This window comes from Paludibacillus litoralis (genome assembly GCF_037646705.1).
In the GTDB taxonomy this organism is placed as follows: Bacteria; Pseudomonadota; Alphaproteobacteria; order Rhodobacterales; family Rhodobacteraceae; genus Pikeienuella; species Pikeienuella litoralis.
The window spans coordinates 302,967-325,222 of record NZ_JBBHER010000002.1; the positions used below are offsets into that span (position 1 = coordinate 302,967).

The 22,256-nt window shown below is 68.8% G+C and carries 18 protein-coding genes; 9 read left to right on the top strand and 9 right to left on the bottom strand.

What is annotated here, in order from left to right:
- The first annotated feature begins 3 nt into the window (after nucleotides 1-3).
- From WG921_RS02440 to WG921_RS02465, 6 genes are all read left to right on the top strand, one after another.
- Entirely contained in the window at nucleotides 4-1,395 is a 1,392-nt protein-coding gene (locus WG921_RS02440; protein WP_340107609.1) for a glutamate-1-semialdehyde 2,1-aminomutase, read from the top strand.
- The gene (locus tag WG921_RS02445; RefSeq protein WP_340107610.1) at nucleotides 1,392-2,750 is read left to right on the top strand and encodes an apiosidase-like domain-containing protein; all 1,359 of its coding nucleotides are present in this window, start codon (nucleotides 1,392-1,394) and stop codon (nucleotides 2,748-2,750) included. Before WG921_RS02440 ends, WG921_RS02445 begins: the two co-directional genes overlap by 4 nt.
- A gap of 287 nt (nucleotides 2,751-3,037) precedes the next feature.
- On the top strand, nucleotides 3,038-3,748 hold the full coding sequence (locus tag WG921_RS02450; RefSeq protein WP_340107611.1) for a Crp/Fnr family transcriptional regulator: 711 nt from the start codon (nucleotides 3,038-3,040) through the stop codon (nucleotides 3,746-3,748).
- Between the two features lie 475 nt (nucleotides 3,749-4,223).
- Nucleotides 4,224-4,979, top strand: a complete 756-nt coding sequence (locus WG921_RS02455) for a response regulator transcription factor (protein WP_340107612.1) — start codon at nucleotides 4,224-4,226, stop codon at nucleotides 4,977-4,979.
- Between the two features lie 131 nt (nucleotides 4,980-5,110).
- Nucleotides 5,111-7,192, top strand: a complete 2,082-nt coding sequence (locus WG921_RS02460) for a GumC family protein (RefSeq protein ID WP_340107613.1) — start codon at nucleotides 5,111-5,113, stop codon at nucleotides 7,190-7,192.
- Between the two features lie 4 nt (nucleotides 7,193-7,196).
- Nucleotides 7,197-8,459 (top strand): polysaccharide biosynthesis/export family protein, encoded by a 1,263-nt coding sequence (locus tag WG921_RS02465; RefSeq protein WP_340107614.1) that lies wholly within the window; start codon nucleotides 7,197-7,199, stop codon nucleotides 8,457-8,459.
- On the opposite strand, the gene WG921_RS02470 is transcribed toward WG921_RS02465, so the two are convergent.
- Together WG921_RS02470 and gmd are read right to left on the bottom strand one after the other, a co-directional pair.
- Complete coding sequence (locus WG921_RS02470; protein ID WP_340107615.1) at nucleotides 8,440-9,444, bottom strand: GDP-L-fucose synthase family protein; 1,005 nt, start codon at nucleotides 9,442-9,444, stop codon at nucleotides 8,440-8,442. The two genes, WG921_RS02465 and WG921_RS02470, sit on opposite strands and share 20 nt — an antisense overlap.
- The gene (gene gmd / locus WG921_RS02475) at nucleotides 9,431-10,504 is read right to left on the bottom strand and encodes a GDP-mannose 4,6-dehydratase (protein WP_340107616.1); all 1,074 of its coding nucleotides are present in this window, start codon (nucleotides 10,502-10,504) and stop codon (nucleotides 9,431-9,433) included. Before gmd ends, WG921_RS02470 begins: the two co-directional genes overlap by 14 nt.
- Nucleotides 10,505-10,765: 261 nt before the next feature.
- Here gmd and WG921_RS02480 point away from each other — a divergent pair, with 261 nt between their 5' ends.
- From WG921_RS02480 to WG921_RS02490, 3 genes are read left to right on the top strand one after another with little or no spacing between them, the layout of a single operon-like run.
- Nucleotides 10,766-12,016, top strand: a complete 1,251-nt coding sequence (locus WG921_RS02480; protein WP_340107617.1) for a glycosyltransferase family 4 protein — start codon at nucleotides 10,766-10,768, stop codon at nucleotides 12,014-12,016.
- Entirely contained in the window at nucleotides 12,013-13,278 is a 1,266-nt protein-coding gene (locus WG921_RS02485; protein ID WP_340107618.1) for a glycosyltransferase family 4 protein, read from the top strand. The genes WG921_RS02480 and WG921_RS02485 overlap by 4 nt, the downstream gene beginning before the upstream one ends.
- The gene (locus WG921_RS02490) at nucleotides 13,275-14,468 is read left to right on the top strand and encodes a glycosyltransferase (protein ID WP_340107619.1); all 1,194 of its coding nucleotides are present in this window, start codon (nucleotides 13,275-13,277) and stop codon (nucleotides 14,466-14,468) included. Before WG921_RS02485 ends, WG921_RS02490 begins: the two co-directional genes overlap by 4 nt.
- Here WG921_RS02490 and WG921_RS02495 read toward each other — a convergent pair whose 3' ends face one another.
- The 7 genes from WG921_RS02495 to WG921_RS02525 all read right to left on the bottom strand — a co-directional run bounded on the left by WG921_RS02495 (nucleotide 14,469) and on the right by WG921_RS02525 (nucleotide 22,246).
- Entirely contained in the window at nucleotides 14,469-15,044 is a 576-nt protein-coding gene (locus WG921_RS02495; RefSeq protein WP_340107620.1) for an LbetaH domain-containing protein, read from the bottom strand.
- Nucleotides 15,044-16,339, bottom strand: coding sequence for a hypothetical protein (locus WG921_RS02500; RefSeq protein WP_340107621.1), 1,296 nt, complete (start codon nucleotides 16,337-16,339; stop codon nucleotides 15,044-15,046). The genes WG921_RS02495 and WG921_RS02500 overlap by 1 nt, the downstream gene beginning before the upstream one ends.
- A gap of 16 nt (nucleotides 16,340-16,355) precedes the next feature.
- A complete protein-coding gene (locus WG921_RS02505) occupies nucleotides 16,356-17,189 on the bottom strand; it encodes a glycosyltransferase family 2 protein (protein ID WP_340107622.1) in 834 nt (277 codons plus the stop codon).
- Entirely contained in the window at nucleotides 17,186-18,316 is a 1,131-nt protein-coding gene (locus tag WG921_RS02510) for an MraY family glycosyltransferase (protein WP_340107623.1), read from the bottom strand. Before WG921_RS02510 ends, WG921_RS02505 begins: the two co-directional genes overlap by 4 nt.
- 454 nt (nucleotides 18,317-18,770) lie before the next feature.
- On the bottom strand, nucleotides 18,771-19,661 hold the full coding sequence (locus WG921_RS02515) for a succinate--CoA ligase subunit alpha (RefSeq protein ID WP_340107624.1): 891 nt from the start codon (nucleotides 19,659-19,661) through the stop codon (nucleotides 18,771-18,773).
- The gene (locus WG921_RS02520; RefSeq protein ID WP_340107625.1) at nucleotides 19,658-20,842 is read right to left on the bottom strand and encodes an ATP-grasp domain-containing protein; all 1,185 of its coding nucleotides are present in this window, start codon (nucleotides 20,840-20,842) and stop codon (nucleotides 19,658-19,660) included. Before WG921_RS02520 ends, WG921_RS02515 begins: the two co-directional genes overlap by 4 nt.
- A gap of 45 nt (nucleotides 20,843-20,887) precedes the next feature.
- Nucleotides 20,888-22,246: an acetyl-CoA carboxylase biotin carboxylase subunit gene (locus WG921_RS02525; RefSeq protein WP_340107626.1), complete on the bottom strand. Its 1,359-nt coding sequence runs from the start codon at nucleotides 22,244-22,246 to the stop codon at nucleotides 20,888-20,890.
- Nucleotides 22,247-22,256 lie beyond the last annotated feature (10 nt).

Sequence of the window (22,256 nt, forward strand, 5' to 3'; positions counted from 1 at the left end):
GTCATGCGGAAGCATTTTGATGCGGGAGCGGCGGCGCCAGCGGCGCCGGAGGCCGGGCGCTTCGCCGCCTCGGGCGCGTTGCGGGCGCGCGCGCATGCGATGATCCCGGGCGGCGCGCATACCTATGCGAAGGGCGACGACCAGTATCCCGTGCTCGCGCCCGGGTTCATTCGCCGCGGGCGCGGCTGCCGCGTCTGGGATGTCGATGGCGCCGAATATATCGAATACGGCATGGGCAATCGCGCGGTCGGCCTCGGGCACTGTCACCCGTCCGTCGTCGAGGCCGCTCGGCGCGCGCTCGATTTCGGCTGCAACTTCACCCGTCCGACGCCTTTCGAGACGGAGTGCGCCGAGATGTTCCTCGACTCCGTCCCCGCGGCGGAGATGGTGAAATTCTGCAAGGATGGGTCGGACGCCACGTCGGCCGCCGTCCGCCTCGCCCGCGCCTATACCGGCCGGGACCTCATCGCGATCTGCGCCGATCATCCGTTTTTCTCGACCGACGACTGGTTCATCGGAACCACGCCGATGGACGCCGGCGTGCCGAAAGCCGTTCGCGATCTGACGGTCGGCTTTCGCTACGATGATCTGGAGGACGCGCGCGCGCTCTTCGCGCGGCATGGCGGCCGGATCGCGGCGGTCATCCTCGAGCCCTCGCGCGGGGCCGATCCGGCGCCCGGCTACCTCGCCGCCTTGCGGGAGCTCGCGCATCGCGACGGGGCGCTGTTCATTCTCGACGAGATGATCACCGGGTTCCGCTGGAGCCGCGGCGGCGGCCAGCAGACCTACGGGATCGAGCCGGACCTCGCGACATTCGGCAAGGCGATGGGCAACGGCTTCTCGGTGTCGGCGCTCTGCGGAAAGCGGGAGTTCATGCGCCTTGGCGGGCTGGAGCATACGGACCGTCGGCGCGTGTTCCTGCTTTCCACGACGCATGGGGCGGAAACCCATGCGCTGGCCGCGGCGACGGAAACCATGCGGGTCTATCGCGATGAGCCGGTGATCGCGCATTTGCATGACATCGGCGCCGCGCTCCGCGCGGGGATTGACGCCGTGATCGCGCGGCGGGGCCTGCGGAACCACGTGCGTCTGACCGGGCGCGACTGCTGCCTCGCCTATCAGACGCTCGACGCGTCAGGCGCTCCGTCGCAGGCGTTTCGTTCGCTTCTGTTGCAGGAGACGATCCGGCGCGGCGTGCTCGCGCCGTCGCTGGTGGTCAGCTACAGCCATCGGGCGGAGGATGTCGCCGCCACGGTGGAGGCGTTCGACGGAGCCCTCGGCGTCTATCGGCGCGCGCTCGAAGACGGGGCCGGCGCGCATCTCGTGGGGCGCGCGTCCCAGGTCGTCTATCGCAGCTATAACGGCGCGGCCGCTTCGCATCTGGCGGCGCAGTGACGCGGACCGGCGCGCGCCTGTTCATGGCGGTCGCGATGATCGGGATCCTCCTTGCGTCGGGCGGCGCCCGGGCCTGGCCCGCGGCCACGTTTCCGCTCTCGGTTTCGCCGGACCGGGGCCATCTTCTGGACGGCGAGGGCCGCCCCTTTCTGATCGTCGGCGACGCCGCGTGGTCGCTCATGGCGCAACTCCGAAAGGAGGACGCCGAGATGTACCTGGAGGATCGGAAAGCGCGCGGGTTCAACGCGCTCCTGGTCAATATCATCGAACACCGGTTCAGCTCGAACCCGCCCGCGAACGCCTATGGCGAGCGGCCCTTCGTCGGCGCCGCCTTCGATGAGCCGAACGCGGCCTATTTCGATCATGTCGAATGGGTGCTGCGCCGCGCTGAATCCATGGGGGTCGCCGTGTTCCTCACGCCCGCCTATGTCGGCGTCGGCGGCGGCGGGCAGGGGTGGTACGCCGAAATGCGGGCGGCCGGGCCGGAGCGGCTGCGCGCCTACGGCCTCTATCTCGGGCGCCGCTTCGGCGGGCTGAAGAACATCATCTGGACTCAGGGGGGCGATGCGGATGCGCCCGACCCGGCGCTCGTGTCAGCCATCGCGGAGGGGATCCGCGCAGCCGACCCCGGCGCGCTGCAGACCGTGCATTCGCGGCGGGACACCGTCACCGCCGCCGCCTGGGCCGACGCGCCGTGGCTCGATCTCGACACCGCCTACACCTATGACGACGTCTTCGAAGCGGTCGCGCGGCAAAAGAGGGACCGGTTCGATCTTCCCGTGATCCTGATCGAAAGCCTTTACGAGAACGAACACGGGACGACCGAACAGACGCTCCGAGAGGCGGCCTATGGCGCGATCATGGCCGGCGCGGCGGGCTATGTGTTCGGCAACAATCCCATTTGGCATTTCAGCAGCGGAGGGCTTTTTGACGCGCCGCGCGGCTGGAAGGGCGCGCTGTCCGGCGCCGGGTCCGTAGGCGTGAGCGACATGCGGGCGTTCTTCGAGCCGCTCGCCTGGTGGACGCTGGAGGACGACGCCGACGACGCGCTCTGCGGATGGCGGGCGAAGCTCGGCGGGCTGAAATGCGCGATCGCGCGCGACGGCGGTTTCGGGGTGGCGTATGCGCCAAGGGGCGGCGCCGTCCGCGTCAGGACCGGCGCGCTCGCCGGGGGGGCGATCTGCGCGACGTGGTACGACCCGCGCGACGGCGTCAGACGCCCGGCCTCCGAGGCGCCCGTCGTTCATGGCGAGGATCTCGTCGCCAGGCCGCCGCAGCCGCGGAGCTTCGGCGTCTTTCGCGACTGGATCCTGCTTCTGGCCGCCTGCGGCGACGGAACGGTCGTCGCCCGGTAGCGCCGGTTCACGAAAAGGTGAACGAAGTCGGGGCGCGCGCAGCCAGTCAGGCGGGGCCATGCGCCATTCAATCTGAAATTACTATTCCAATCGCATCAATAGCTTGATCGCCCGCGGCGGGGGAAGGGCGGGGCGGCGTAGATGGAGACCCTCATATTCTGTAAACGCATAGCCGAATTAACGGCTACTTAAGCCAAATTCGATCGTGTATAAATAAGTGATAGGTGAAATTGGCCATGTGACTATGCGCATACCAGTTTAAGTATACACTTTTGTTGGGGGCGGGGATGTCATTCGAATACAACGTCTTTTTTAAGAAACTTGGGGCGGTCGGAGAGTTGACGGGCGCGGAGAAGGAGGCTCTGGGCGAATTTCTCGGCCGGCCGCGCACCTTCGAGGCCGGGACGTCGATCACGCGGGAGAGCCCCGCGGGAAACTCGACATTCGTTCTCCTCCGGGGGTGGGTGGCGTCGTCGAGAACCCTCGCCAACGGCAAGAGCCAGATCATAGACTTTCGCGTGCCGGGCGACCTTCTCAACGCGCGCGGCGATGTCGGCGGCGACGCGGGGCTTGACCTCATGCCGCTCACCTATGTCGAAATCTGCAAACTCCAGGCCCCGATCGACGTCGTCTTGCGCCAGAGTTCGCCGCGGGTCGCCGCGGCGCTGCTCTGGTCGATGACGGAGGACGCCAGAGTCCTTGCGGAGCATCTCGTCAATGTCGGGCGCCGGGATCCGAGGGCGCGCACGGCGCATCTGCTCCTTGAGCTCGGCGTGCGGCTTCAGCGGCTTGGTCTCGGGACCAGGACGCGGTTCAAATGTCCGCTGACGCAGATGCTGCTCGCGGACGCGCTCGGCATGAGCGGGATACATTTGAACCGCATCCTCCGTTTGTTGCGAGAGCTCGGGCTGGTCAGGTTCCAGCGCCACCTTGTTGAAATCGACGATGTCGAGAAACTGGCCAGTTTCGCCGGATTCAACCAGACCTACCTCGAATAGGATCGGCGGCCGCCAATGGCGGGCGGGGCTCCATATACGATTCAAGTCCACTAGAGTATTCGTGTGGGTGCAATCCAAATTGATCTATCTATTCATAGTTGTATAACGCGAAATTAATCAGTTTGGCTAATTTGAGTTAATGAATAGTTAATGGCGATTTGTACTATCGAATAGTGCAAATGGCGATTCGCCACATACGCGCTCTGGGTCGCCCTGTTTTCTTGGTGTCGACGGTGTGGGCGTGCGTGTTTCCACATGTCCGGCCGCGCCCGGTCCACGCAGGTTCAGGTGGAGCCGCGTCTGCGCGCGGGAGCCGGCTGAATCGTATCTGTTCCGCGGCGTCGGGGTGGATGACGGCGCGCCCAATATAGAGCGCGACGTATTGGCGGATCGCTCGAAACGATCAAGAGGCGAGGAGATTCTTGTCTCGTTTGAAGAATTTAACTCACGCAATCCGGGTATTTGGGGGTTGAAAATGGACGGTTCGGAAAATGGGCGCTTTCATGTGCTGACGGCGGAGCCTGGGAAGAGGAAGACGCGCGAATTCAACCGCTCGGCCGGGCAGGAAAAATCCAGCGACGCGTTGACGATGGAGTTGATCGAGCCGCGCACGTTCGAGCGGGAATGCTTTGAAGTCTCGGTCAGAGCGTATGAGCCGGACACGCTCGTCGAGACGTTCGCATCCGTGGACGAGTGGAGAGAGTCCGCGCGGCTCGATGAGAATGCGCGGGTGGCGCTTCTCAACATCGGCGGCCGGAGGATCGCCGATGCGGACGTGCGCGCGGACCTGACCAAGCTCATTCGGCTGGCCGGCCCGACGCCCGTGATCGTGCTGGCGGTGTCCGAAGACCTCGGGGATATGCTGGACGCGGTGGAATACGGCGCCCGAGGCTACATTCCGGCGAGCGTCAGCATGGCGGTGATGATCGGCGCGACCAGGCTTGCGGCGAATGGCGGCGTCTTCCTGCCCGCGCCGAGCATTTTCGCCATGCGGGAGCAACTGAAGGCCGCCGCCGATGATCGGACCGCCGGCGGCGCCCTGTTCACCAAGCGCCAGGCCGCGGTGGCGGACGCGCTGCGCCGGGGCAAGGCGAACAAGCTGATCGCCTATGAGTTGGGCATGTGTGAAAGCACGGTGAAGGTTCACATTCGAACAATAATGAAGCGCCTGAAGGCGAGCAACAGGACCGAAGCGGCCTTCAAGCTTCACGAACTTGAAGACAGTAATTGAGGGGTATTCGTATGTATATGGCGTGAATGTATCGGTCTATTGGGGGGGGTGTTATGATAGTACAGTCATCTGGCGGGGCTGAGGATGGCGTGTCCAGGGTGCTTCGCTGGGCCTGGCGATGGAAATACACCGTGGTTATTCCCATTGCGCTCGGCGTGTTTCTCTCGGTCGCGACATATGGCTACGTTCCAGATCAATACATGTCGCAGGCGGTTCTCGTGATGGACGTGCGCCATCGGCAGGTGTTGCCGGGCGAGTCGTTCGTCTCGCAACTGCCGAAGGAGAATCCGGTCGTGAAGACCGAGCTGGACATCATTTCTTCGCGAAACACCGCCGCGCATGTCATGAGCCTTCTCGCGGATCGCGGCGTCGATCTGGTGGAGCCGTCCCGGAAAATCAATCCGGTGGTCCTGCTGGTCCGATCTGTCGTCGACATGGTCGGCGCCTCCATCGCGGCGGCGCGATCGCTCGACGAGAGGCCGCCGGAAGCCGCGCCGGCGGCGCGGGATCCACGCGCCAGTCTCGACGATCTTCTGGCGGGTCTGCGGGTCTCCAACGACGGCAGATCCTACACGATCTTCATCGAATACGTCTCGCCCGACCCGGTGTTCGCGGCTGAGGCCGCCAACGCCTTCGCGGACGCGTATCTGGAGAAGCAGGTCGCAATCTATGACGACGCGGCCGCCCGCGCGCGCGATTTTCTGGGTCCCCGGGTCGAAAGTCTCCGCGCCCAGCTCGAGGAGACGGAACGGAGACGTCAATCGCGTCGGCGGGCGGCCGGGCTGAGCCCGGATGGGGAAAAGTCGCTGCTGGTGCAGCGGCTCGCCGATCTCAGCTCTGAACTTGCGTCGGTCCGGGCGGCGATCGCAGAGGCGAGCGCGCGCCTCGACACCGCGAGAGACGCCACGCCCGCCGCGGGCACCAGCGTCGACTCTCCGCAGATCCAGGCCCTGGAGGCGGAGAAATCCAGACTGGAGCGCGAGCGGGCCAATCTTGTCGAACAGGGCGCCTTGAAGAGCCGGGATCTGTCGGAGATCGAACTGGGGCTCGGCGCCGTCGATGAACAGATCGAGGAAGAATTCCAGAGAATTCTCGGGCGCCTCGCCCAGGAGATCGTCGTGCAGGAGCGCAAGAAGGCGATCCTTGAGGCGGAGATCGAAAAGATGCGCGAGGCGTTGGAGCGGAACGCCAGCGCCGTGATCGAGGTGGCGCAGCTCGACCGTGAAGTGGAGGCCTCCAGCACGATCTACGAGAGCTTCCTGTCGCGCTACAAGGAGACGATCGAGCAGCAAGGCATCGCGGTTCCGGACGCGCGGTTGATCTCGGCCGCCGAGCCGGGAACGCCCGATGGCGGCGGAAGACTGGCGAAATGGCTGATCGCCGGCTTCGTCATCGGCGCCGCGGTCGGCGGAACCGGCGCGCTGGGCCGCAGCGCGCTCGAAGCGCGCAAGGCGAGCCCGGAAGGCGTCGCCGCCGAAACCGGAGCGGCGATATTCGGGTTCCTGCCCCGGCTCTCCGCGGCGAAGGCGCGCCGGGCCGGCGCCGCCGCGCTCGATCTCAGGTCGGCGTGGGGGGCGGCGCTGGCCCTGATCCAGATGAACTCCCTGTTGCCGCTCGAGGACGGATCGTGCTCCGTCGTCGTCGTCACCTCGGTCGCGAAGGGCGACGGAAAGACCACCGTGGCGATCGGGCTCGCGCAGGCCCTCGCGGCGTCGGGGGCGCGCGCGCTCTTGATCGATTGCGACGCGCGGAGGCCGCAGATTCCGCCGCGTCTCGGCCTCGCCGCTCAGGCCGGGCGCGCCGGGGCGGCGCCCGACGAGGCGGCGCTCTCGCCCGAGACCCTCCAGCGGGCGCCCTGGGGCTGCGATGTCCTGTCGCTCGCGGACGCCGACGCGCCGAGGCCCTTCGCTTTCACCGGCCGCCGGCTCAAGACGCTGATCAAGGAGGCGCGCGCGCGCTACGACGTCGTCATCCTCGATAGTCCGGCCATGGGCGACCATCCCGAGGTGACGCATCTCGCGGCCATCGCGGATCTCGCCATCCATGTGGTGCGCTGGCCCCGGTCGCGCATGTCCGAGGTCCGCTTCGCGCTCGGGCAGTTGGCGACGGTCATCCCGATGCGGCGCGTCGGGGTCGTGTTCGCCCGCCTGGATCGCGGCTGCCGGCAGTATCGGTTCACGCAGCGCGACCCCGGCCAGGCGAGGGAGGTCTGACGCGATGCGATGTTCAAACCGGCTTGCGGCGGCGGCGCGCCGCCGAATCCACGGCTCCACGCGGGCTCCGGCGATCGGCATGGCCCTGGCCGCGCTCTGTCTTCTGATCGGGAGCGCGGGCGCCGAAGAGAAGATCTACCATGTCCATCAGGGCGATCGCATCGCGATCTCGATCTATGGCGCGCCCGATCAGTCAGGCGAATATGCGGTCAATATCGACGGGACGCTGACCCATCCTCTGGCGGGGGACGTGGACGCGGTCGGGCGGAGCATCGCCGAACTGCGCGCCGCTCTCGCGGAGCGGCTCGGCGCCTATCTGCCAAGCCCCACGCTCGCCGTCAGCATCGCCGCCTACGCCCCGGTCTTCATCGTCGGCGATGTTCAGAACAGCGGCGAGTACGTCTTCCGGCCGGGGATGACCGCGCTGCAGCTTCTCGCGATGTCCGGCGGGCCGCTGCGCGAGATCCGCCCCGAGCGGGATGGCGGCCTGGCGATCATCACGGCGGAGCGGGATTTCGCCGATCTGTCGCTGCGGCTGTTCGGCGACGAGGTGGCGATGACCCGGTTCAGGGCCGAGATCGGCTCCGGGGCGTTCTCCGTCGACACGCCGCCGCCGGCGGTCGTCGCGCATGCGGACGCGGAGTTCATCGTCGAGAATGAGCGTCGCCTGTTCGAGCTTCGCCGCGAAGCCCGCCTCTCCGAGGATCGCGGACTGGCGGCGCAGGGCGAGAGTTACGGAAACGAGATCAAGTTGCTTGAAGAGAGCATCGCTCTCCACGATGACGAGCTGAGGCTTCTTGCGGAAGACGTGCGGGCGGCCAAGCAGCTTGTCGAGCGCGGGCTCTCCACGCCGGCGCGGCTTCGGGACATCCAGCGGACGCAATCCGCGACGCGCCGCGACGCGCTCGACCTTCAGGCCGCCCTCGCGCGGGCCCGGCAGGGCCGCCTCGACGTCGAGCGGCGAAGGAACGCGGCGGCGGCGGCGTTCCGGAGCGCCGCGGGCGACGGATTGCGGCAGACGGAGCTCAAGGTCGCCTCGTTGCGGCTGGCGCTCGACGCCGTCCGGAAGTCCCTCGCGACCTATGCCGCGGCGCCCGATCCGGCGCGCGCCGCCGCGCGCCCACCCGAGCCGGAGCTGAGCGTCCTTCGCTCGGGCGATGACGGGCTGGTGGAGCGGACCGTATCGGAAAGCGCTCCTCTGGAGCCCGGAGACGTCCTTCGGGTCGCGCGGCGGCCCGCGGCCAGCCTCAGCCAGCGGGCGCAGTGAGGCGAGGCGCGTCGCGTCCGGGCGCGTGCTCGGCGCGGGAGAGCCAGTGCGCGTGCAGGTCGCTCACGCCCTGTTTGAGCGGAATGCGCGGCCGCCAGCCGAGCGCCCAGAGGCGTGACGCGTCGATCCTCTTGCGCGGCGCGCCGTCCGGTTTCGAGCGGTCGAAGACAATCTCGCCGTCGAAACCGGCCACATCGGCGATCATGCGCGCGAGATCGCCGATCGAGATTTCTTCGCCCGAGCCGATATTCATCAGCTCCTCGCCCTCATAGGTCTCCGCCAGGAAGACGCAGGCTTCCGCGAGATCGTCGACATGCAGGAATTCCCGCAGCGGCGCGCCGCTGCCCCAGATCGTGACCGTCCTGTCTCCGGCGCGGGCCGCTTCGGCGAACCGCCGGACCAGCGCCGGCATCACATGCGAGGTCTCCGCGTCGAAATTGTCGTTGGGTCCGTAGAGATTGGTGGGCATGAGGCCGATGAACCGGCGGCCATGCTGGCGGCTGAAGAACTGCGCGAGCTTGAGCGCGGCGACCTTGGCGACCGCATAGCCTTCGTTGGTCGGCTCGAAAGGTCCGGTGAGCAACGCGGATTCCGCCATCGGCTGCGCCGCGTCGCGCGGGTAGATGCAGCTCGATCCGAGGACGATTACTTTCTCGACGTCGCAGTCATGCGCGGCGGCGATGATGTTGGCGTTGATCATCAGGTTTTCGTAAAGGAAATCGGCCGGCGCGGCGCTGTTGGCCATGATCCCGCCGACCTTGCCCGCCGCGATGAAGATCACCTCGGGCCGGTGTCTGCGCATCCAGTCCTCGACCTGCGCCTGACGCAGGAGATCCAGCGCGCGTCGTTCCGCCGTGATCGGCTCGCAGCCGCCGCGCCGCAGGCGCCGCGCGATCGCGGAGCCGACCAGGCCGCGATGGCCGGCGATCCATACCCGTTTGCCCGCGAGCGGGCGGGGCGTCGGCGCGATGTCACCATTCGGCATGAATATTTCCTCTCAACGCGTGCCGCGCGGACGAGAGGTCCGCCTCGACCATTTCAGCGACAAGTTCGTCGAACGACACTTTCGGGCGCCAGCCGAGCCTGTCGCGCGCCTTGTCCGCGCGGCCATGGAGGAAATCGACCTCCGCCGGCCGGAAATAACTCGGGTCCACGACGATGATCGGATCGCCCGAGCGTTTGCACCGGCCGACCTCGTCGAGGCCGGTTCCCTCCCATTCGACGGGCCGGCCGGCGATGTCGAAGGACAGCTCGACGAATTCGCGGACCGTGTGGCACTCGCCGGTCGCAAGAACGTAGTCCTCCGGCTCGTCCTGCTGCAGGATGCGCCACATGCCGTCGACATAGTCGCGGGCGTGGCCCCAATCCCGCCGGGCGCTCAGATTTCCGAGCCTCAGATGGGTCTGGAAGCCGCAGGTGATCGCGGCGGCGGCGCGGGTGATCTTGCGGGTGACGAAGGTCTCGCCGCGCAGCGGGCTCTCATGATTGAAAAGGATGCCGTTCGACGCATGCATGCCGTAGGCTTCGCGGTAATTGACCGTGATCCAATAGGCGTAGATCTTCGCGGCGGCGTAGGGGCTGCGCGGCCGGAACGGCGTGGTTTCGCTCTGCGGCTCGCTGACGCTGTCGCCGAAGAGCTCCGACGTCGACGCCTGATAGAACCGGCATTTGTCCCCGATCTTGAGGATGCGGATGGCCTCGAGCACGCGCAGCGTTCCGAGCGCGCCGACATTCGCGGTGTATTCCGGGGTCTCGAAGCTGACCTGCACATGGCTTTGCGCGCCGAGATTGTAGATCTCGTCGGGTTGTATCTCCTGGATGAGGCGGACCAGGTTGGTGGCGTCGGTCAGGTCGCCAAAATGCAGGAAGAAGCGCGTCGCCGTCTTTCGCGGGTCCTGGTAGAGATGATCGATCCTGCCGGTGTTGAAAGACGACGACCTGCGCTTGAGCCCGTGCACGATGTAGCCGCGCTGAAGCAGAAGCTCGCTCAGATACGCGCCGTCCTGGCCGGTCACGCCGATGATCAACGCCGTCTTTCCGCACATGCCTCGCCCCTCCCGCGGCGCCGGTTCATGGCCCTCCCGCGCAGCGAATCGCCGCCCGCGCCCGCCATCGAAACGCAGGGGAAACATGGCGCGAACTCCGGCGGCGCGGACTCTCTCCATTTGAACGCGCGATAGACCGATCGGATGAGGGGGGCGCCGAATTGCCGATCGGCGGCCGCGGCGCCGATGGCGCCAACTGGGCCGTGAGCAGGCGCCGGACTCGGTCGCCAGCCAGGCAGGCGGAGAGCGGAAGGTCCGACGATGAAGATCGTTTTCGTCAATCGTTACTTTCACCCGGACCAGTCCGCCACCAGCCGCATGGTGTCCAATCTCGCGTTCATGCTCGCGGCGGAAGGCCACGAGGTCGCCGCGCTTTGCGGCCGGAGCCGCCGGGACGGCGGGCCCGCGCCGTCCCCGGCGCGCGAGCGCGTCGAGGGGGTGGATGTGGTCCGCGTGCCGTCCACCGGCTTCGATCGCAACAATCTGTTCGGGCGCCTCGTCGACGATCTGGCGTTTCATGTCCTGACGGCGTTTCGGCTCCTTCTGGCCACGCGGCGCGGCGATATTTGCGTCGTCTGCACCGATCCGCCGCTTCACAGCGTGAGCGCCGCCCCGGCGATCGCGCTGCGCGGGGGAAGAATGGTGAATTGGGTCATGGATCTCTTTCCCGAGGTCGCGGTCGAGCTTGGGCTCGTCCGTCGGCGCGGGCCCGGCGCGCGCGTCGCGCTCGCGCTTCGGGACGCGTCGTTGCGCGCGGCGGCGCTCATCGTCTGCCCGATCGGGGCGATGCGGGATCGGCTGGCGGCGCAGGGCTGCGACGCCGCGCGCCTCGCCGTGGTTCGGCACTGGTCGGACGAGACCGAGATCGCGCCCATCGCGCGCGCGGACAATCCGCTTCGGCGCGCGTGGGGGTTCGGGGAGGAGCTGGTCGTCGGGTATTCGGGGAATTTCGGCCGCGCCCATGACTTCGCCACGCTGATCGACGCGGCGGACGCGCTGGCGGAGGAGCGGAACATCACCTTTCTCCTGATCGGCGACGGCGCGCGCCGGGGCTGGGTCGAAGCCGAGGCGGCGCGGCGGGGGCTGGACAACATCGTCTTCAAGCCGCTGCAACCGCGCGAGGTTCTGAGCCAGAGCATGTGCGCCGCCGACGTCCATATCGTGTCGCTGTTGCCAGCGCTCGAATCCTGCATCGTGCCGAGCAAGTTCTACGGCGTTCTCGCCGCCGGCCGGCCGACGCTGTTCATCGGCGCCCGGCGCGGCGAGGTCGCCCGGGTCGCGGATGCGGCGAAATGCGGCGCGAGCGTGGAGATCGGCGACGCCGCCGGCCTCGTCGCCCATATCCGAACCCTGCGCGACGATGCGGCGCTCCGAGAGGAGATGGGCCGCCGCGCGCGGCGCCTGTTCCTGGCGGAATATCGCGGCGGCAGGGGGCTCGCGGAGTGGCGCGCCCTGATCGCGATGCTGGCGGACGGCGCCGGCGCGCCGCCGCGCGCGAGGTCGGAGCCATGAGCGCGGATGTCGTCGTCAGTCAGCTCGGCGCGCGGATGCACTATGCGGTGCCGCGGATTCTCGCTTCGGCTGACCGGCTTTCCCGGTTCTACACCGATATCTGCGCCGCCGATGGGTGGACCAGCCATTTCGGGAAGCTTCCTTTCAGCGCCGCCGTCCCTGCGCTCGCCCGGCTCGCCGGCCGGGTTCCAGATGGCGTTCCGAAGGACCGGATCGTCACCTTTCCGGGCTTCGGGCTGCGCTCGGCGCTGATCCGGCTCCGCAATCGCGACGCCGCCGCCGTCACCCGCCATGCGCTCTGGGCCGGGCGGCGGTTTTCGATGCTCGTCGCGCGGCGTGGATATGCGGGGGCGTCGGGGCTCTACACATTCGCGGGCGACGGGCTCGAACAGATCGAGGCGGCGAAACGGCAGGGGCTCTGGGTGGCGGTGGAGCAGATGAACGCCCCCCGCGAGGTGCTCGACGAGCTGGTGAACGGCGAGAAGGCGCGCTTCCCGGACTGGAGCGCGGGGCTTGCCGACTCGACCCGCTTCGCCGAGGCGTTCGCCGCGCGCGAGCGCGCCGAATGGGCGTTGGCGGATCTCATCGTCTGCCCCTCGGAGTTCGTGCGTGAAAGCGTGCGTTCCTGCGGCGGGCCGATCGAAAAATGCGTCGTCGTGCCATACGGGGTCGACCCCGGCGGCGCGCCCCCTCGGCGCGCGCCTGGGACGGGGCCCTTGCGGGTTCTGACGGCGGGGGCGGTCGGTCTGCGGAAGGGCTCGCCCTATGTCCTCGCCGCGGCGGAGGCGCTCCGCGGCGTGGCTTCCTTTCGTCTCGTGGGGCCGCGCGCCGTTCCGGCGGCGCCGCTCCAGCGGCTCGACAGCGTGGCTGATGTTCCGGGCGTCGTTCCCCGAAGCGAGATGCGCGGGCAATATGACTGGGCGGACGTCTTTCTTCTCCCATCGGTGTGCGAGGGGTCGGCGACCGTCGTCTACGAGGCCCTGGCGGCCGGCCTGCCTGCGATCGTGACATCGAGCGCCGGAAGCATCGTCCGCGACGGCGTTGAGGGGTTCGTCACGCCGCCGAGCGACGCGGCGGCCATCATCGAGAAACTGCGCCTGCTGGCGGCGGACCCTGGTCTCGCGCGGGCGATGAGCGCGCGGGCGCGGCGCCGGGCGCTGGAGTTCAGCGTCGAGCGCTATGGCGAGCGGCTCCTCGCGGCGCTGCCGCCGCCCAGGGCCGGCGTTCGGCGCCGCCCGCGCGGCGCGGAGGCGGCCGGATGAGGGTTCTCCATGTCATCGAGTCGATCGACCCGGAGCGGGGAGGCCCGCAGTGCAGCCTCATCCATCATGCGGCGGCGCAGCGCAGCCTGGGCGCCGATGTCACGATCGCAAGCTATGTCAGCGCCGCCGCCGAGGCCCGCGTCGCCGAGGAGCTCGCCGCGACGCCGGATTCCACGCGGCTCGCGCTCCACCCGTTGCCGCGAGAGAGCCGCGCCGGGCGACCGTTCGCGCTTGCGGCCTCCTCGGCGCTTGGCCCGCTGATCGCCCGCTCCGACTTCGTACATCTGCAGGGGGTCTGGGAGCCGGTGCTGCTTCAGGCCGCGCGCATCGCCCGGCGTCTCGGCAAGCCCTATTGCCTGACGGCGCACGGCATGCTCGACCCGTGGAGCCTCGCCCAGAAGCGGCTGAAAAAGCGTCTCGCCCTCCACACGACTCATCGCGGAATGCTGCGCGGCGCCCGCTTCCTGCACATGCTGAACGCCGACGAGCGCGCCCTGATCGCGCCGCTGGGCCTGAATCCGTCGCTGGTGACGATCGCGAACGGCGTGGACCTCGGCGAGATCGCGGCGCATGCGGTCCCCGGGCGGTTCAGGGCGACGCTCCCGACCCTCGGCGACCGCCCTTTCATCCTGTTCCTCTCGCGACTCCACCCGAAGAAGGGCCTCGACATTCTGGCCGCGGCGTTCATCGCGTTCGCAAAACGTCATCCGGATGTCGATCTGGTCGTCATAGGGCCGGACGGGGGCGCGGAGCGCGACTTCCGCGCCCGGATCGCCGCCGCGGATCTCGATTCGCGGGTTCATCTTCTCGGGCCGGTCTTTGGCGCCCGGAAGTTCGAGGCGCTGGCCGATTGCGCCTGTTTCTGCCTTCCGAGCCGGCAGGAGGGCTTCAGCATCGCGATCATCGAAGCGCTCGCCTGCGGCGCGCCGGTCCTGATCTCGGAGGGGTGCCATTTTCCCGAGGTCGCGGGCGCCGCCGCGGGGCGGGTTCTGCCGCTCTCGGTCGAAGCCTTCGCCGGCGCCCTGGCGGAGATCGTCGACGACCCCGCAGGCGCCGCGGCGATGGGCGCGGCGGGGCGCCGTCTGGTCTCCGAACATTACACCTGGCCCGCGATCGCGGCCGAGATGTTGCGCGCCTACGACGAGTTCGCGGCCACGGCGCCGGCCACGGCGGCGCATGTGGCGCGGTGATCAGCGCATGCGGCGTTTTCTGATCGCCCGCGCCGGGTTCCCGCCGTAAATCGTCCACGGGTCGAGCGCGGCGACGGCGACGCCCCGCGCTCCGAGCACCGCGCCGGCGCCCACGCTCACGCCGGGCCCCACATAGGCCTCCGCGGCGATCCAGGCGTCTTCGCCGATCACGATCGGCTTCGGCCGGAGCGGGAAATCCGGATCATCGACATCATGCCCCGCGGCGCAGAGATGCGCCCTTTGAGAGACGATCGCACGGTCGCCCAGGGTGATCGGCGCGACATTGTAGCAGATGACGTCGGGGCCGATCGAGGCGTGCGCGCCCATCCGGAGATGCCCGGGCCACCAGATCCGCGCGCCTCCCCGAACCATCGCGGCCGGATGGATCCGGGCGCCGAACGCCGTCAACGCCAGGCGCCGCAGCGGCATCCATGACGGCGGCGTCCATGCCGCGAGCGTCGCCCAGACCAGCCGCCAGAGCGCCCGCTTGACCCGGTGGCGGAAGGCGAATGTCGGGCCGCCGGCGATCGGCAATGGCGCGGCGATATCGTTCGTCTGGGCAAACCGGGAGTCCATCACGCTTCCTTTCCCGCGTCGGTCTCATTCGCGGCGTTCGCGCATCCTCCCGTCGTCCCGAACGCCGGCGCAGGCGATCGAACCCGCGCATACGCGAAGACGGGGATGCAGAAGAACATCATGTGAATCCAGACGGACACCACCCAGTCGGTCGCATGCGAGAACGCGTGCATCGCCGGGATCGCGCTCAGCATGTAGAGAAACTGACCGAGCGCCTGCCCCTCCATCGCCGAGTTCCAGAGCCGCCGCAGGACATAGGCGAGAAGGAAGAACTTCGCGGCGCCGAGATACCAGAACGACCTGAACGCATCGACCATTCCGGTCATCGTCGTCCCGGTGAGCGGGTTGAAGTCGCGCGGGGCCTTCGGCGTCTCGAGCATCAGCGACTGCTTGAACGCCGCGCCGGTCAGGCTGGACGGCAGATAATTCCAGATCACCTGGTTCCAGTGAAAGGCGCCGTAGTCGAAGCGGGCGGTCTTGTCGGTGTCGCTGATCAGCAGGATCGCGTTTCGCACCTCCGGGCCGCCATTCTTCAACAGCTCTTCGAAATTGCTCCCGGCGTCGATCTCCGAGATCTCGCTCAAGACGAACCCGCTGTGCGCGCGCGTCACCTTTCTGTAGTCAGACATGCTCGTGGATCCGACCAGCGCGGCGACGAACCCCATCACCAGAAGGCCGCGCGGAATCGTCCAGCGGCGCTGGAACCAGAACGCCAGCGCGAAGATCAGCCAGAGTTCGGCGGTCTCGGCGCGCTTGCCGGTCACCACGATCCTGTCGAAATAGAAGACGAGATCGAACAGGATGACCGCAAGCATCCATCGGCTCGGGCGCCTTGCGAAACAGAGGCTGGCGATGGCGAGGCTGTAGGTCAGCAGCCGGCCGAAAAACAGATAGACGACCTGCGCGCCGGAGATCTGGACGCCGACGGTCTGCTCGCCGGGAAGCTGCGACAGCGTGTAGTAGAAATACGCCCCGACAAGCGCGAAGCCGGTCGCCACCTCGTTCAGCCGCCGCTCGTTGAACCGCACCCGCAGAACCGCGAACGGCGCGCCCGTCGCGCGCCAGCCAAGCACCGCGCAGGCGAGGCAGAGGCAGGTCATCAGCACCGTCTTCGCGTAGCCGCCATCCGGCAGGAACGGCGCATCGATGAGGCCGGGGAGTTGGGGCAACACGAATGCGAAGACGATCAGGCCGGCGAGAAACGGGAACTTGTAGGCGTTCCGCGGGTTGGCGAGCCCCCAGAGCAGGCAGCTCGCGGCCATCGTCAGAAGAACGGCTGTCAGGGTCTCCTTCATGCGGCCCCGGCGCGGATCATATCGGAAGCCCCTGGCCCCGCCGGCGGCGCTCCGCCGTCTTGATCTCGATCATCAACTCGTAGCTCGCGATCATCCGGCAATAGGTGTAGCCGGCCCATCCGTCGAGAAATCCGCCGCGCAGCAGATACATGTAGACGAAGCGCAGGGTCGGGCGGAACGGCAGCCGCGCGGCGATCGCCTTGACGCAGGCGCGCCGGTCCGCCTGATCGCGCGAGACGAGGCCCGCCCACGCGATCCGCGGGCGCCGCCCCCGTTCCAGCGCCAGCTTCGCCTCCACCGAGGAATAGCGGTTATGCTTGTCGTACCAGGCGCTCAGCCCCTTGTTGAAGCTGTAGTGAATGAAATGCGCCTTCAGGCGGCCGGTGGGCCGGTCGCTCACGCAGCGGGCGTGGATCATCCGTTCATAACGCACGAGGTCGGGCCGGACCATGCGCGTGATCCATGTCGGATAGAGCGAGCTGCGCCGAATCCAGCGGCCCATGAACATGTTCTTGTAGCGCGCCTGAAACATCGCCTCCCGGCGGGTCGGATCGGCCGCGAGCGCCAGCATCTCCTCGCGAAGATCGTCCGGCGTCACTTCGTCCGCGTCGGGCGTGTAGACCCAGGGATGCCGGAACTCGATCTCCTTCAGGCCATACATCCGCTGCTGAAATTCGGTGTCATAGGCGCGCTGGACCACGCGCGCGCCGGCGGCGCGGGCGATCTCGACGGTGCGGTCGGCGCTGTAGGAGTCAAGCACCACGATATCGTCGCACCACTTGAGGGACTCGAGGCACCGGCCGAGATTCTCCTCCTCGTTCAGAGTCATGATCAGCGTCGAGATGCTCATGGCCGGTTCCTCTGGGGCGTCAACGCGCCTTCGTCGCGCGAAGCCGGATTCGCGCCATGGAGCCGCGCCGCCCCGATCTGCGCGAGACGCGCGGAAAGCCGCGCGCGGGTCTCGGGCCGGGCGGCGCGCACGACCAGGCAATGGGCCGCGATCGGCGCGCCAAGCGCCGCGATCATCGCCGCCGCGGAGGCGCCGTAGAGGACGCCGAGATATCCGACGGCGCCGCAGACGCAGGACGCCGCCGCGATCAGAGCGGTCGTCAGGGCGGGGGAGAGCCCGAAATCCAGCAGAAGATGATGAAGGTGGCGCCGGTCTCCCGCGAAGGGGCTGCGATGCGCGGCGATCCGGCGCACCACAAGGCTGCCCATGTCGATCAACGGCGCCGCGACGAGCCAGATCAGAGCGGGCAGATGCGCCCCGCCCGGGCGGGAGGCGAGGGCGAGGATCAGGCAGGCGAAGGTCGCGCCGAGCGCCGTGCTGCCGGCGTCGCCGAGGAACACCGCCGCGCGGGCGCGCCAGGGATGGCGGAGATTGAAGACCAGGAACCCCGCGGTCGCGGCCATCGCGACCTCCGCGTCGCTGGCGACGCCGGCGTCGCCCGTGACGCGGGCGATCTCGACGAGCCAGAACAATCCCGCCAGCGTCACGGCGCCGGCCAATCCGTCGACGCCGTCGATGAGATTGAAGCTGTTGACGACTCCGACCGTGAAAAGGAGGCTGATCGCCGCGCCGGAGGCCAGAACGGCCCATCCGGCGTTCGTGGAGAACTCTCCCAGATTCGGGAGCGCGTAGCGGGTCGAGAGCATCAGCGCCGCGGCCGCCGCGAACTGCGCCCCGAGCCGGACCCGCGGCGACAGGGCGCGCCGGTCGTCCAGCGCGCCGAGGGCGGCGATGGCCGCCACCCAGGCGCAGGCGACCGGCGGAGAGGCGATCGAGCCGAGGGCCGCCGCGACGGCCAGCGCCGCCGCGATCGCCAGCCCGCCGCAACTCGGCGTCGTCACGTCGTGGAGCTTGATCGCCCCCGGCGCGTCGAGAAGGCCGAAGCGCGGCGCGAGCGGCCGAAGAAGCTGAATCGCGACCACGGTGACGAGAAAGACATTCAGAAGGATGGTCAGCTGAATATTCATGATCCCCCATCGTCGCGGAACCGATCGCCAGCTTCGTCGCCCGGCGGGCGCGCCTCGCTTCAGATCGCCGGCGGGCCCAGGAGATCCGCGCCGACAGGGCGAGACTGGCCCGGCGCCGTGAGAGTCGGCGCCCATCAATTCGTGCGATTGGCGTGGAGCGATGGCCGCGCGCATCCGCCATGCGCGGCGCGGCTCATCCAATCGGGCGCCGCGCTCGTCAGAATGGGTGATCGCGGAGGCCCCGCCTCACCCGATCAGCCAGTCCTCCCGGCCAGGGGCGCGAAGAGGGCGGGGCGGGGAGACGGGGAGGGGGGCGAGGCCGATCCTGCGGGCGGGGAAAATCCCGCCGCGCGCGCGGCGCAAAGCGGACGCCGCGCTGAAGGCGGCGCCGCGCCGGGCCGCCTTCCGATGCGCCGACGGGCGAAGACCGGGCGCATCTCTTACGTCAGGTCTCTCAGGTCACGTCGGCGATGATCTTCGGCGCTTCGTCGAGCGATGAGATCACATGCGCGCCGGCCTCCTTCAGCAGGCGGCGCTTGGCGGTCGCGGTGTCGGCCTCTCCGGCGATCATCGCCGCGACATGGCCGAAGCTGCGGCCCGCCGGATAGTTCTCCTGGAACGCCCCGGCGATCAGCGCCAGCACCGGCTTGCGGATCGCGCCGCTCCTGATCGCTTCGGCGACCTCGGCCTCGTTATCGGTGCCGGGCTCGCCATAGACGATCATCGCGTCGGTCTCGGGGTCCGCCTCGAACAGGCCGAGATATTCGCGCATCGAGCGGCCCGTGGTGCGGTCGCCGCCCATCGACACCGCGGTCGAGACGCCCAATCCGGCCCGGGTCAGCGCCCAGGAGATCTCCGCCGACATGCCGCCCGAGCGCGAGACGACGCCGATCCGCCCGCGCCGGTAGATCGCGTCCGGGTCGGCGCCGCCGATGCCGCCGATCTTGCATTTCCCGGGCGAGATCACGCCATTGGTGTTGAAGCCGACCAGCCATGCGTCGGCCGCGCGCGCCGCCGCCACCGCCTGAGCGGCGTCGTGCCGGGGCAGGTTCTCGGTCGTCGCGAGCAACACCTTGCACCCGGCGTCGACCGCTTCGAACACCGCGTCCCGCACGCCGCCCGCCGGAACGTAGAGCACGGCGGCGTCCGCCCCGGTCTCCGCGACCGCGCGGCGCACCGTGTCGAACACGGGAACCCCGTAGACATCCTCGCCGCCGCGCCCGGGCGTGACCCCAGCGACGATCTTCACGCCGTAATCGAGGCAGAGCTTCGTGTCGAACCGCCCCTGATTCCCGGTGATTCCCTGCACGACGACCCGTGTCGTCTCGTCGATCAAAATGCTCATCGCGTCGCCTCCCGCACCGCGTTCACCACCGCGCGGCATCCATCCTCCAGCGACGCCCCCGCCGGCAGGTAATATGCGCCGGGGATCGTCGCGACGATCTCGCGCGCCTCCGCTTCCGCCGGCCCGAACAGGCGCAGCACGATGGGGAAGCGGCGCGCGTCGATTCCATTGCGCTCGACCGAGATCTTGAGCGCCTTCGCCACCTGATCGCAGGGCGCCATCTGGAGGTAGTTGTAGCCGATCAGAAGCCCCCGCGACCGCGGATTGGTGAAGACCCCGTCCAGCACCGCCTCCATCTTCTCGGTGCCGGGCGCCGGGCTGACGTCCGAGTGGTTCGCGGGCCGCCCGCCCATGGCGACGATCATGTCGTGCTGCAACAGCCCGGCGCCGCCGCCGGCGACCAGAAGGCCGATGTCGCCGTCGAGTTCGGTGTAGCGCGAATTGGCGCCGGGATAGGCGCGGTTCGCCGCCTCGACCGCGGCCTCGCGCGGGTTCGCGGAGGGCTCGGGCCGCCCGTCCGCCGCGACGCCGCGCTGGCGATGAAGGGCGAAATCGTCGATCTCCATCATCGCGCCGACCAGTGAGGGCGCGCCCTTGGCGTCGAGCGTCAGCGGGTTGATCTCCATCATCACCGCGTCGAGCGCGACGAAGGCCTCGTAAAGCTCGGCGGTCAGCCGGCCGACGGCCGCGAGCTCGCGCCCGCTCAATCCGGCCTCGATCCAGCAGTCGATCGCGTCCCAGGGTTTCAGCCCGCGGAGAGGATCGATCTCCTTCACCACCACGCGCTCGGGGCGCTCGGCGTGGACCGACTCGATATCGACGCCCCCCTCGCAGGAGATGACGAGCCGCGGCGTCCGATCCCCGAAGGCGAAGCTGAGATAGAACTCCCGCGCGATCTCGGCGCGCCGCTCCACATAAACCCGGGCGATCTTCCCGCCCATCGCCTCCGCGCCGATCATCGCGCCGGCGGCCTCCGCCGCCTCTTCGGCGGTCTCGGTCAGGCGCACGAGCCCGGCCTTGCCGCGCCTCCCGGTGGGGATCAGCGCCTTGACCGCGACCTCGCCGCCGAGAGCCCGCGCCGCCGCCGCCGCTTCTTCCGCGCTCGCCGCGGCGGAGCCCTCGGGTACGGGAAGCCCGCGCTCCTTCAGCAGCGCCTTGGCCAGATCTTCGGTCAGTTTCATGTCCGCTCCATCGTCACTTTCCCCCGCCGCGAGACGCGGGCCCGTTCAGGCCGTGAGGTCCTTGCGCCGCGCGTCGACATAGCCGGTCCAGACCTCGCCGCGCCGGAACTCGCCGTCGTCGAGCACCGCGATCAGGAAATCGCGATTGGTCACCAGCCCCTCGATCCGCGTCGCGCGGAGCGCCGCCGCCGCGCGGTCGAGCGCCGCGGCGCGATCCTCGCCCCAGGCCGAGATCTTGGCGATCATCGGGTCGTAATAGGGCGTGATCGCCGCGCCCTGGCGCACGCCGGTGTCGATCCGGACCCCCTCCATGTCCGCCGGCGTCTCGAACACGTCGAGCGCGCCCGGCGCCGGGAGGAACATCTTCTTCGGGTTCTCGGCGTAGAGCCGGCACTCGACCGCGACGCCCCGGCGCGTCACCGCGCTCAGCTCCGCCTCGAGGTCTTCGCCCGCCGCGTGGCGGATCTGCATGCCGACGAGATCGACCCCGCAGATCATCTCGGTGACCGGATGCTCCACCTGGATGCGGGTGTTCATCTCCAGGAAATAGAACTCCCCGGAGTCCGCATCGACGATGAACTCCACCGTGCCGGCGCCGCTGTAGCGCTCGGCCGCGGCCAGCGCGCGGGCGCATTCCGCCATCCGGGCGGTGATCTCGGGGGCGAGGCCGGGGGCCGGGCTCTCCTCGATCACCTTCTGGAACCGGCGCTGCGTCGAGCAGTCGCGCTCGAAAAGATGGAACGCGCGCCCGTCGCCGAGGCCGAAGACCTGGATCTCGACATGGCGGGCGCGGGGCACGAAGCGCTCCAGATAGACCGCGCCGTCGCCGAAGCTCCGCGCCGCCATCTCCTGCGTCGACTCCACGGTCTTCGCCAGTTTGTCCGGCCCGTCCACCCGGCGCATGCCGATGCCGCCGCCGCCGGCCGAGGCCTTGACGAGCAGCGGATAGCCGACCGCCGCCGCCGCGTCCTCCAGCTTTCCGGCGTCGTCCGGCCCGAACCGGTCGGAGCCCGGCAGCACCGGCACGCCGGCGGCGCGGGCGAGGGCGCGGGCGCGCTCCTTGTCGCCCATGTCGTCGATGGATTTGGGGCTCGGCCCGATCCAGATCAGCCCGGCGTCCCCGACCCGCTTCGCGAAGGCCGCGCTCTCGGCGAGAAAGCCGTAGCCGGGATGGATCGCGTCCGCCCCGGTCGCCGCGGCGGCCTCGAGGATGGCGTCGGCGCGCAGGTAGCTCTGCGCCGCGGGGGCGGGGCCGATATGGACGGCCTCGTCCGCCTCCGCGACATGGAGCGAGTCGGTGTCCGCGTCCGAATGGACGGCCACGGTCTTCAGCCCCAGCCCATGCGCGGCGCGGCCGATGCGGCAGGCGATTTCGCCGCGATTGGCGATCAGTATCTTTTTCATGCGATGTTCC

Bases quoted from the DNA above. Each gene is read 5' to 3' on its own strand.
- WG921_RS02495 (WP_340107620.1), bottom strand. From the start codon at position 15,044: ATGGACTCCCGGTTTGCCCAGACGAACGATATCGCCGCGCCATTGCCG.
- WG921_RS02505 (WP_340107622.1), bottom strand. From the start codon at position 17,189: ATGAGCATCTCGACGCTGATCATGACTCTGAACGAGGAGGAGAATCTC.
- WG921_RS02490 (WP_340107619.1), top strand. From the start codon at position 13,275: ATGAGGGTTCTCCATGTCATCGAGTCGATCGACCCGGAGCGGGGAGGC.
- WG921_RS02470 (WP_340107615.1), bottom strand. From the start codon at position 9,444: ATGCCGAATGGTGACATCGCGCCGACGCCCCGCCCGCTCGCGGGCAAA.
- WG921_RS02500 (WP_340107621.1), bottom strand. From the start codon at position 16,339: ATGAAGGAGACCCTGACAGCCGTTCTTCTGACGATGGCCGCGAGCTGC.
- WG921_RS02440 (WP_340107609.1), top strand. From the start codon at position 4: ATGCGGAAGCATTTTGATGCGGGAGCGGCGGCGCCAGCGGCGCCGGAG.
- WG921_RS02480 (WP_340107617.1), top strand. From the start codon at position 10,766: ATGAAGATCGTTTTCGTCAATCGTTACTTTCACCCGGACCAGTCCGCC.
- WG921_RS02465 (WP_340107614.1), top strand. From the start codon at position 7,197: ATGCGATGTTCAAACCGGCTTGCGGCGGCGGCGCGCCGCCGAATCCAC.
- gmd (WP_340107616.1), bottom strand. From the start codon at position 10,504: ATGTGCGGAAAGACGGCGTTGATCATCGGCGTGACCGGCCAGGACGGC.
- WG921_RS02450 (WP_340107611.1), top strand. From the start codon at position 3,038: ATGTCATTCGAATACAACGTCTTTTTTAAGAAACTTGGGGCGGTCGGA.
- WG921_RS02525 (WP_340107626.1), bottom strand. From the start codon at position 22,246: ATGAAAAAGATACTGATCGCCAATCGCGGCGAAATCGCCTGCCGCATC.
- WG921_RS02485 (WP_340107618.1), top strand. From the start codon at position 12,013: ATGAGCGCGGATGTCGTCGTCAGTCAGCTCGGCGCGCGGATGCACTAT.
- WG921_RS02515 (WP_340107624.1), bottom strand. From the start codon at position 19,661: ATGAGCATTTTGATCGACGAGACGACACGGGTCGTCGTGCAGGGAATC.
- WG921_RS02510 (WP_340107623.1), bottom strand. From the start codon at position 18,316: ATGAATATTCAGCTGACCATCCTTCTGAATGTCTTTCTCGTCACCGTG.
- WG921_RS02520 (WP_340107625.1), bottom strand. From the start codon at position 20,842: ATGAAACTGACCGAAGATCTGGCCAAGGCGCTGCTGAAGGAGCGCGGG.
- WG921_RS02455 (WP_340107612.1), top strand. From the start codon at position 4,224: ATGGACGGTTCGGAAAATGGGCGCTTTCATGTGCTGACGGCGGAGCCT.